Source organism: Brevibacillus sp. HB1.2 (genome assembly GCF_013332495.1).
In the GTDB taxonomy this organism is placed as follows: Bacteria; Bacillota; Bacilli; order Brevibacillales; family Brevibacillaceae; genus Brevibacillus; species Brevibacillus porteri.
Genome location: NZ_JABMIU010000032.1, coordinates 1 through 9,636, shown reverse-complemented (window position 1 = coordinate 9,636; position 9,636 = coordinate 1). Strand labels below are relative to the sequence as shown.

Below are 9,636 nucleotides of genomic sequence, written 5' to 3'. Positions count from 1 at the left end.
CATGATCTTGGCCCGTTGGTGAAGCGGTTTAACACAGCAGCCTTTCACGCTGTCATACAGGGGTTCGAATCCCCTACGGGTCACCTAAAAACGCCTTAACAATGGTTAAGGTACCTGCAAAGTTATCAGAGTATGCTGCTTAGCATACTCGTCACTTTGTCAGGGATTTGGAGGCTTAGCTCAGCTGGGAGAGCATCTGCCTTACAAGCAGAGGGTCGGCGGTTCGATCCCGTCAGCCTCCACCATAAAAAATGGGGAGATAGTGAAGTGGCTAAACACGGCAGACTGTAAATCTGCTCCCTCCGGGTTCGGCGGTTCGAATCCGTCTCTCCCCACCATTTTTTTATTTTGCGGGTTGTTGGGGTATAGCCAAGCGGTAAGGCAACGGACTTTGACTCCGTCATTCCTAGGTTCAAATCCTAGTACCCCAGCCATTTTGCGAGCCATTAGCTCAGTTGGTAGAGCATCTGACTTTTAATCAGAGGGTCGAAGGTTCGAGTCCTTCATGGCTCACCAGTTTTTTAAAATCATAATAGGTGCCCTTAGCTCAGCTGGATAGAGCGTTTGACTACGAATCAAAAGGTCGGGAGTTCGAATCTCTCAGGGCACGCCACTTATCGGGAAGTAGCTCAGCTTGGTAGAGTACTTGGCTTGGGACCAAGGGGTCGCAGGTTCGAATCCTGTCTTCCCGACCATTTTTATATGCGGGTGTAGTTCAATGGTAGAACTCCAGCCTTCCAAGCTGGTCGCGTGGGTTCGATTCCCATCACCCGCTCCATATGCTTACTAGAAACGAGAAACCGAAAGGGTTGCTCGTTTTTTTGTGTTTTTGACAAAGCTTGTCCGACAGGTTATTTATGCAAAATCATGTCGAGTTGAGTCATTTTGCTTTCCGAGGCTACAATATAGGGGTAGAGAATGAATGAACGAAGGAAAGGGTGGCACTTCTATGAACAAAAACATGAGCATTGTTGGTGTACCGATGGATCTAGGTGCAGACCGCCGCGGAGTTGATATGGGACCTAGCGCTATCCGTTATGCGGGTGTGGTAGCACGCTTGGAAAAGATGGGTTTCAATATTGAAGACCGAGGAGATATTTTTGTAACGCGTCCTCACCACTTCACCGAGACGGAAAACCATAAATACCTGGATGAAGTCGTGGAAGCCAATGAAAAGCTTGCCAATGTTGTAAGCGATATCATGACTGCTGGTCGATTCCCGCTCGTATTGGGGGGCGATCACAGCATTGCCCTTGGAACCATTGCAGGTGTGGCTAAGCACGTAAAAAACCTGGGCGTGATTTGGTTTGATGCTCATGGTGATCTGAATACGGGTGCCACTTCTCCATCGGGAAATATTCACGGTATGCCTTTGGCAGCGAGCTTGGGTTATGGGCATGAGCGTCTGACGAGCATTGGGGGATATACACCAAAGGTACAAGCAGAAAACGTGGTCATCATCGGTGCGCGTGATCTGGATCAAGGTGAGCGTGAATTAATCAAGCGTATTGGAATGAAGGTTTTCACCATGCATGAAATTGATAAATTGGGTATGGCTCGAGTCATGGATGAAGCAATCGCACATGTGTCCAAAAACACAGATGGCGTGCATTTGAGTCTCGATTTGGATGGACTTGATCCACACGATGCTCCGGGAGTAGGGACGCCAGTAATAGGTGGTATCTCCTATCGTGAAGGGCATGTCTCATTGGAAATGCTGGCAGATGCAGATATTCTTTGTTCGGCAGAATTCGTAGAGGTCAACCCAATTCTAGACCGAGAAAACATGACAGCTCGCGTTGCAGTCGCTTTAATGAGTTCCGTTTTTGGTGATAAATTACTGTAAAATAAATGAAGATCTTCATGAAAAAAGAGAGGCTTTTGGCCCTCTTTTTTTGTTTTTCCGCATCTTTACATTGATAGGGGAAAGCGGTACATTCTAAGGATGGAGACGAAGTTTATTTAATAGCTGGTCCAGTTGTACACTTAGCGTAACTAATTCTGGAGTAATGCAGGCTTGTTTTTTGTACTGTTCGTTGAGTTCTTTTCGCAGCATCTCAATCTCGAGGAGAACGTCTTTTTTTGACAATCGTTGCACTCTCCTTTCCACCCGTGAGATAAATGAGCTATCATTACTTATATATAGAGGAAAGCAAGACGCTTATTCCTCTATTTCCCAACAAATTATCCGCACAAACACAAGATAAAAAATGAAACCATATGCAGTAACATCCGTATATAGGATTACGGTATTGTGGGGAGGATCGCATGGATTTTGTAGAGAAACGGTTGACTCAGCGGGCAAAACGCGGAGACCGTGAAGCTTTTGCAGAGTTAATCGAGATTTATAAAGACAAGATATTTCAGCTCGCATATCGTATGGTGGGAAACCGTCAGGATGCAGAGGACATTGCGCAAGAAACATTTTTGCGTGTCTATGCCAATTTGCATTCATACGATGACAGCTATAAGTTCTCCACATGGATCTACAGGATCGCGACCAATCTATGTATCGACCGTGGCCGGAAAAAACGACCTGACTTTTCATTGGATGAAGAAACCGAACCAGGGCAAGGCCTGGACTGGTATTCACGCCTGTCTTCTAACGAGCGAACACCGGAAGACAAAGTCGTAACGCAGGAGCTGCAGGAGACGGTGCAAGATGCTTTGTCTCACTTACAGCCCAAATATCGCTCGATTATGATCTTGCGTTATATTGAGGATTTGTCGTTGCAGGAGATCAGCGATATCGTAAAGCTTCCCATAACGACAATCAAGACGCGTATCCACCGAGGAAGGGAAGCATTACGCAGCAAGTTGCGATTGATGTGAGAAAGGAGAAAATCACGATGGAATGCCGGGATATGATTTGCCTCATCCACGAATATTTAGATGGGGACACTGATGAATTAGCCAATCTGCAATTGCAAACACATATACAGTCTTGTGTGAGTTGTCGCCAGCATATGCATGAGTTGCAGAGAGCCATCGCGTTTGTTCAAAGCGCTTCACATATTCATGTCTCTTCTGATTTTACAGCTCGTGTACTTGCGCAATTGCCTGCGCCGACAAAAGCGAATCTGTTATCAGGATGGCTTCGAAATCATCCGTTTTTGACAGCTGCAGCGGTATTTCTCTTTTTGATGACCGGCAGCGTATTCAACAGTTGGTTTGACCGAGATGACACTTTACAGGTATCCTCTGCTAATTTGGATAAATTAAAAATAGATCGTGAACGCAATGTCGTAGTTGTACCAGCAGGAACCAATATTAATGGAGACTTGGTTGTCCGCAACGGAAACGTAGATGTTCAAGGCCATGTAACAGGAAATGTTGTGGCTATTGAAGGAAAAGTGTTCGTGGCATCGACCGCCCAAGTCGTGGGAAATACCGAATCAATCGAAGCAATCGTAGATTGGATTTGGTATGAGGTGAAAAATATTGGAAATGACTTGCTTCCGATCTTGCCATAAGAGAAAATAGAGAGTACAGCTATCAGAGCACGGCAGTGGAGCCGTGCTTTTTCCGCAGGAGATAGACTGACTTCATTAGATGGAGCGAGATATGGGGGCTTCGTTATGATATCGATATCCATGGAATATGGGGATTTGCTACGGTATGCAACGGATATTTTACTCGTTACATACGTGTTCTATAAAATCATTATGCTTATTCGTGGGACGCGCGCTGTACAATTGCTGAAGGGGATTATGGTCATCGTCATCACATGGTTCCTTAGCAAATATTTTCAGCTGACGGCACTGCACGCGCTGATGAATCAAGCTTTTACATTCGGGGTTTTGGCGGTCGTCATCATCTTCCAACCGGAGTTGCGTCGAGCACTGGAGCAGCTTGGTCGAGGCAAGCTTTTTTCCCGTTCAAGCAGTACGCAGGATGACGAGGCTGTCAGCCGCTTGGTTCAAGAGGTGGGCAAATCGGTTACGTACATGGCCAAGCGTCGTATTGGTGCATTGATCGTCATTGAGAGAGAGACGGGTCTAAATGACTACGTGGAAACGGGTATTGGCATTAACGGGCGAGTCAGCTCAGAGCTGTTGATTAATATTTTCATCCCGAATACACCGTTGCATGATGGTGCAGTCATTATGCGAAAAGATATGATTATGGCTGCTGCCTGTTATCTTCCACTGTCTGAAAACAATTCCATCTCCAAGGAGTTGGGGACGCGCCATCGTGCGGCAATAGGGTTAAGTGAGGTTTCCGATGGCATTGCGATCATCGTATCCGAAGAGACTGGTCAGGTGTCCTTTGCCGCGCATGGAGCAATGAATCGCAATCTGACGGAGGCGCAACTGGCAGAGATGCTGACAGAACAGCTTCAGCCTCTGTCCAAAGGCAAATCCATGGGAAGTCGTTGGCAATGGAGGCGAAAACATGGATAAATGGTTAAACAGTCACTGGTTTGCACGTGCTGTTGCGTTGCTTTTGGCTATCATGACATGGATGATTGTCAATCTGGAAGCAGAACAAACGACGACTCCTGAGGCAAGTCAGCCAACTTTTATTGATAGTGTCAATTTGCATGTGAGATACGATACCGATCGTTATCAGGTGGTCAAGCAGCAACGAACGGTAAAGGTCGCCTTGGAAAGCAATAATCCTTTTTATCGACACAATTTCTTCCCAGAGGAATCGTGGGAAGTGTATGTCGATGCGACAAGCCTGGGCAAAGGAACACATCGTGTACCTGTCCAGTACAAGGGATTCCCGGATGAAGTCAAGGTAGGGATCATACCGAATATCGTGGAAATTACCTTGGAAGAGAAAAAGACCGTTGAGCGTGAAGTTTCCGTGGAGAAATTGGGACAGGTCGCCCCTGGTTACACGGCCGGAGAGCCAATTGTGAAGCCGTTTAGAGCGCTTGTAAGGGTACCTGAAAGCCAAGTGAATAAGGTAGCAGCAGTTAAGGCTTCGGTTGATTTGGAAGGGGCTACTTCGGCAATCAAGACAACGGTTCCGCTCAAAGTCGTGGACAAGTCTGGTAACGTGATTCAAGGGGCCGATGTGGTGCCACTTACGGTAGAAGTGAACATTCCCGTAACGAGTCCGTTTGCCAAAGTGCCAATCAAATTAAACTTGACGAATGAATTACCAAATGGCTATAGTTTGGCTAGTATGGGTATGAATGTGGAAGAGGTCACGGTCTATGGACCGAAGGAAGTCATTGATGGCATCAAATCCAACACATACCCAGGCCCGGAAATCGATCTCGGCAACATTACATCAGATCGCGATATAGAGTTAAAGATACCGTTAATGGATAATATTGTGAAGGTCGAGCCGGAGTATGTGACCGTATCGCTGAAAGTCGTTCCATCAACGACCAAGCGTTTGGATAAAATTCCGATTCGCATTAGCGGGCTATCAGAAAGCATGGAAGCAAAGGTACTATCCACCGATGGCCAAGAGATGTCTACAATCGACTTCGACGTGATCGGCGCACCAGACGTGCTGAATCAGTTGAGGCATGAAGACTTGCAGGTCGTAGCAGATGTCAGCAATATGCCGGCGGGTGTATACGAAGTACCATTGAATTACATCTTCAATCAGTCGGAGTATATCAAGACTTCTGCGGGCGCACCTAGAAAGGTCACAATTCAAATCACGAACAAGCAAAGGTAGACATAAGCTGTTGTGTGCACAAGGAAGGAAATGAGGGACAATCATGGGGAAGTATTTCGGAACAGACGGTGTACGCGGTGTAGCAAATACACAACTGACACCCGAACTGGCATTTAAAATCGGACGCGTTGGCGGTTACGTTCTCACCAGACACAAGCAGGAAGGGAAACCAAAAGTGGTGATTGGGCGCGATACGCGCATTTCCGGACAAATGCTGGAAAACGCACTTTTGGCTGGACTGTTATCGGTTGGAGCAGAAGTGGTCAGATTGGGTGTTATCTCCACCTCGGGGGTAGCGTATCTCACACGTGCACTTGGTGCAGATGCGGGTGTTATGATCTCCGCCTCTCACAATCCGTTTCCGGATAACGGAATCAAGTTCTTCGGCAGCAACGGTTTTAAACTGTCCGACGAAGTGGAAGCTGAAGTAGAACAGTATTTGGACGCGGCAGAGGATACTTTGCCTCGACCAACAGGCGAACAAATCGGGACGGTTCTGGAATTCCTGGAGGGTGGACAAAAGTATCTCTCTCACTTGAAGAGTACCGTATCTGAGCGATTTGACGGTCTGAAAGTAGTCCTGGACTGTGCAAATGGTGCTGTCTCATCATTGGCAGCTCGTCTGTTTGCGGATGTGGACGCTGAAGTGATCACGATTGGTGCGAATCCGAATGGAATCAACATCAATGACCAGTGCGGTTCAACGCATCCTGAACGTCTAGTAGAAGAAGTATTGAAGCATAAAGCTGACCTGGGTCTTTCCTTTGATGGGGACGCGGATCGCTGCATTGCAGTAGATAATAATGGTGAAATCATCGACGGCGACTATATTATGGCGGTCTGTGCACGAGCACTCAAGGCAAAAGGAAAGCTCAACAACAATACAGTTGTCACGACAGTAATGGCCAACATGGGCTTCTTCAAAGGGATGGAAGAGTGCTCCATCAATACGACGAAGACTGCTGTAGGGGATCGCTACGTAGTAGAAGAGATGCTGCGCGGCGGCTATAATCTCGGTGGCGAACAATCCGGTCATATCGTCTTCCTGGACTACAATACGACAGGAGACGGTCTGTTAACTGGTTTGCAGCTCTTGAACATCATCAAGGAGTCTGGCAAGCCGTTGTCCGAGCTCAAACAAGTGATGGTCAAGTATCCGCAGCTTCTGATCAATGTCCGTGTAGAGGACAAGTCAAAGCTGAATGGCAATGAAGCGATTGCGCAGGCGATTCGTGAAGTGGAAGAAGATTTGGCTGGCAATGGTCGCGTTCTGGTTCGTCCGTCCGGAACAGAGCCAATCGTGCGTGTCATGGCAGAAGGTCCAGATGCGGCTCAGTTGGAAGGGCTCGTGAATCGGATTGTTGACGTGGTTAAACAAGAACTGGTGTAAAATTAGTGTAAAAAGTAGCAGGGAGCGGTTTCGATGCCGCTCCCTTTTGCATACAACTAAAATACGACGACGAGATATTGTCGCTCTCCACAATCTGTGGTACAGTGTTCATGTGCGCTAGCACCAAGAAAGAAAAAATTGGGAGGGATTGTGCAAAAAAGAACAAGCATCGTAAATCAAATGCATACCATTGAAAAGCGCCAGCACTGAGGCTGCCCGACATGGAGCCCAGTGGACGAGGTGGAGGTTTATCGAAGCATTCGGCGGATACCTCCCGGCAGCAGTATCACTGCCGCAGAGCGCAGGGACAAAACATCAGGGTGATCTGATGGACAAAACCTTGCGTGTGATATGTTTTTTGCCATTGCCGAAATAGATGAAACAGAATGATCATATAAAAAACATGGAATGGCGGGGGACTCACCCCCGTACCATTGTTCGGGTCGAAGTCCCTCGCCAAAATTGGAAGGGGACCATACACTTATGTGCGGAATCGTTGGATATATTGGAAATAAACAAGCGCAAGACATCGTGATCGGAGGACTTCGCAAGCTGGAGTATCGCGGCTATGATTCAGCAGGGGTCGCTGTCGTGAATGCAAACGGATTGGAGTACTCAAAAGCTCAGGGGCGCCTGGCTGTTCTCGAAGGTCGTTTGGAGTCGAATCCATTGGCTGGTTCTATGGGAATCGGGCATACGCGTTGGGCGACACACGGAAAACCGTCTGACGAGAACTCCCACCCACATACAGACGAGAAATCGGCTTTTGCAGTCGTTCACAACGGGATCATCGAAAACTTCCTGCCATTGAAAGAAGAGCTGCTGGAAAAAGGCTACACGTTTACTTCTGAGACAGATACCGAGGTTATCGCTCACTTGCTCGCTGACATGTACGACGGCGATATCGTTTCTACAGCGCGTCGTGCTGTTCAACGCATGCGTGGTGCCTATGCATTTGGGATCATGACAGAGCACGAGCCAGATAAGCTGGTAGCGATTCGTTTGGCTAGCCCGTTGGTAGTTGGTGTGGGTCAAGGCGAGAGCTTTATCGGTTCGGATATCCCGGCTATTTTGGAGCATACACGTGACGTGTACATTTTGAACGAAGGCGAAATGGCTGTATTGACTCGCGATGGTGTGGAACTGATGAACGCAGAGACCGGCGAGAAAATCGAGCGGGAACTGTTCCATGTCGAGTGGGATCTGGTACAAGCGGAAAAAGGCGGATATGATTCCTTCATGCTCAAGGAAATGCACGAGCAGCCTCAAGCTGTTCGCGATACCATGGGTGCCCGCATTGACGAGGACAACAAGCGAGTGATTTTGCCTGAGCTGAAAATGAGCGATGCGGAGCTGGCGACATACGATCGCATCTACATCGTGGCATGCGGTACTTCCATGCACGCAGGTCTCGTCGGTAAGGATGTTATCGAAAAATGGACTCGCGTACCTGTAGAGGTAGCAGTCGCTTCCGAGTTCCGTTACCGTGATCCGATCTACACAGACAAGACACTGATGATCGTCATCAGCCAATCTGGTGAGACAGCAGACACGCTGGCTGCGCTGCGTGAGGCGAAGAAGAGCAACGTGAAGGTATTGGCTATCACCAACGTGGTAGGCAGCTCTGTAGCTCGTGAAGCTGACGAAGTGATCTTTACGTGGGCGGGTCCAGAAGTAGCGGTAGCATCTACGAAAGCATACACCTCCCAAGTCGTTGCCCTGTACTTGTTCAGCCTGTATCTGGCTCAAGTAAAAGGCACCATGGCGGCTGCTGAGGTTGCTGAGGTCGTTGAGCACCTGAGCGAGATCCCTGGCAAAATCGCTTCCATGCTGAATGACGATGATCAAATTCGTCGCTTTGCAGAGGGCACAAAAGAGGTAAGCAGCCTGTTCTTCATCGGCCGCAGCCTCGACTATGCGGTATCGCTGGAAGGCTCTCTGAAGCTGAAGGAAATCTCCTACATTCACTCCGAGGCGTATCCAGCTGGTGAGCTGAAGCACGGTACACTTGCGCTGATTGAAGATAATGTTCCAGTTGTAGCTTTGGCTACGCAACCAGACATCTACGAAAAAACGGTAAGCAACATTGTGGAAGTAAAAGCTCGCGGCGCTCATGTACTGGGCTTTGCGACTGAAGGCAACCACGACTTGGCGAAGAGTGTGGATGAGGTCATTTACATGCCAGCCACTCTGCCAATGCTCACACCGATTCTGACCGTCATTCCATTGCAATTGCTTGCTTACTACGCTTCTGTCGCTCGTGGCCTTGACGTGGATAAACCACGGAACTTGGCGAAGAGTGTGACGGTTGAGTAGGGTAGAAGAATAAGAACACCTTTTGTCACTAAATAATAGACTTTGTCACTAGGTAATAAAGTCTGTAACTGAGTAATGAAGTTTGTCACTTTGATGTTACGTAAAAAGAACAGTGAAACCAGTAAAAAAGTGTGAAACTGCTTAGTTTAGTCCCGATGATGGAGTTAATGATCATCGGGACTTCTTTTATTCCATCTAGGGGTGATACTATTTTGACTATAGGTAACCGAATAAAGTTTATAAGAAAAGCGAATAAGGTGGACCCAATAAACTCAGCCAGTCTAACA

Annotated in this window: 8 protein-coding genes and 8 tRNA genes; 15 read left to right on the top strand and 1 reads right to left on the bottom strand. The window is 47.7% G+C overall.

All coding sequences use genetic code 11. The features are described from left to right. Positions 1–9 precede the first annotated feature (9 nt). The 9 genes from HPY28_RS29925 to rocF all read left to right on the top strand — a co-directional run bounded on the left by HPY28_RS29925 (position 10) and on the right by rocF (position 1,846). Positions 10–83: transfer RNA gene (locus HPY28_RS29925), tRNA-Glu, on the top strand. A gap of 86 nt (positions 84–169) precedes the next feature. Beyond that, positions 170–245 (top strand) — tRNA-Val (locus tag HPY28_RS29920). 8 nt (positions 246–253) lie between these two features. Beyond that, positions 254–338: transfer RNA gene (locus tag HPY28_RS29915), tRNA-Tyr, on the top strand. A 21-nt stretch (positions 339–359) separates the two neighbouring features. Next, positions 360–434 (top strand) — tRNA-Gln (locus HPY28_RS29910). Between the two features lie 6 nt (positions 435–440). Then, positions 441–516 (top strand) — tRNA-Lys (locus HPY28_RS29905). 20 nt (positions 517–536) lie between these two features. Next, positions 537–613 (top strand) — tRNA-Arg (locus HPY28_RS29900). Positions 614–618: 5 nt separating this feature from the next. Next, positions 619–695, top strand: a tRNA-Pro gene (locus HPY28_RS29895). Positions 696–704: 9 nt separating this feature from the next. After that, positions 705–778 (top strand) — tRNA-Gly (locus HPY28_RS29890). 171 nt (positions 779–949) lie between these two features. After that, positions 950–1,846 carry an arginase gene (gene rocF / locus HPY28_RS29885; protein ID WP_026042930.1) on the top strand — a complete coding sequence of 299 codons (897 nt, stop codon included), beginning with the start codon at positions 950–952 and terminating at the stop codon, positions 1,844–1,846. Between the two features lie 93 nt (positions 1,847–1,939). Here rocF and HPY28_RS29880 read toward each other — a convergent pair whose 3' ends face one another. Beyond that, positions 1,940–2,098, bottom strand: coding sequence for an aspartyl-phosphate phosphatase Spo0E family protein (locus HPY28_RS29880; protein WP_017247071.1), 159 nt, complete (start codon positions 2,096–2,098; stop codon positions 1,940–1,942). Positions 2,099–2,268: 170 nt separating this feature from the next. Between HPY28_RS29880 and sigW the strand changes: the two genes are divergently transcribed. The 6 genes from sigW to glmS all read left to right on the top strand — a co-directional run bounded on the left by sigW (position 2,269) and on the right by glmS (position 9,349). Then, complete coding sequence (sigW, locus tag HPY28_RS29875; protein ID WP_016742677.1) at positions 2,269–2,832, top strand: RNA polymerase sigma factor SigW; 564 nt, start codon at positions 2,269–2,271, stop codon at positions 2,830–2,832. A 17-nt stretch (positions 2,833–2,849) separates the two neighbouring features. Further along, the gene (locus HPY28_RS29870) at positions 2,850–3,473 is read left to right on the top strand and encodes a zf-HC2 domain-containing protein (protein WP_017247072.1); all 624 of its coding nucleotides are present in this window, start codon (positions 2,850–2,852) and stop codon (positions 3,471–3,473) included. 105 nt (positions 3,474–3,578) lie between these two features. Continuing rightward, positions 3,579–4,403, top strand: a complete 825-nt coding sequence (gene cdaA / locus HPY28_RS29865) for a diadenylate cyclase CdaA (RefSeq protein WP_017247073.1) — start codon at positions 3,579–3,581, stop codon at positions 4,401–4,403. Beyond that, positions 4,396–5,643: a CdaR family protein gene (locus HPY28_RS29860; protein ID WP_017247074.1), complete on the top strand. Its 1,248-nt coding sequence runs from the start codon at positions 4,396–4,398 to the stop codon at positions 5,641–5,643. Before cdaA ends, HPY28_RS29860 begins: the two co-directional genes overlap by 8 nt. A 43-nt stretch (positions 5,644–5,686) precedes the next feature. Then, positions 5,687–7,033 carry a phosphoglucosamine mutase gene (gene glmM, locus HPY28_RS29855; RefSeq protein ID WP_017247075.1) on the top strand — a complete coding sequence of 449 codons (1,347 nt, stop codon included), beginning with the start codon at positions 5,687–5,689 and terminating at the stop codon, positions 7,031–7,033. Between the two features lie 483 nt (positions 7,034–7,516). Further along, positions 7,517–9,349: a glutamine--fructose-6-phosphate transaminase (isomerizing) gene (gene glmS / locus HPY28_RS29850; RefSeq protein ID WP_174231960.1), complete on the top strand. Its 1,833-nt coding sequence runs from the start codon at positions 7,517–7,519 to the stop codon at positions 9,347–9,349. Positions 9,350–9,636 lie beyond the last annotated feature (287 nt).

Bases quoted from the DNA above. Each gene is read 5' to 3' on its own strand.
- cdaA (WP_017247073.1), top strand. From the start codon at position 3,579: ATGATATCGATATCCATGGAATATGGGGATTTGCTACGGTATGCAACG.
- glmM (WP_017247075.1), top strand. From the start codon at position 5,687: ATGGGGAAGTATTTCGGAACAGACGGTGTACGCGGTGTAGCAAATACA.
- glmS (WP_174231960.1), top strand. From the start codon at position 7,517: ATGTGCGGAATCGTTGGATATATTGGAAATAAACAAGCGCAAGACATC.
- rocF (WP_026042930.1), top strand. From the start codon at position 950: ATGAACAAAAACATGAGCATTGTTGGTGTACCGATGGATCTAGGTGCA.
- HPY28_RS29860 (WP_017247074.1), top strand. From the start codon at position 4,396: ATGGATAAATGGTTAAACAGTCACTGGTTTGCACGTGCTGTTGCGTTG.
- HPY28_RS29870 (WP_017247072.1), top strand. From the start codon at position 2,850: ATGGAATGCCGGGATATGATTTGCCTCATCCACGAATATTTAGATGGG.
- sigW (WP_016742677.1), top strand. From the start codon at position 2,269: ATGGATTTTGTAGAGAAACGGTTGACTCAGCGGGCAAAACGCGGAGAC.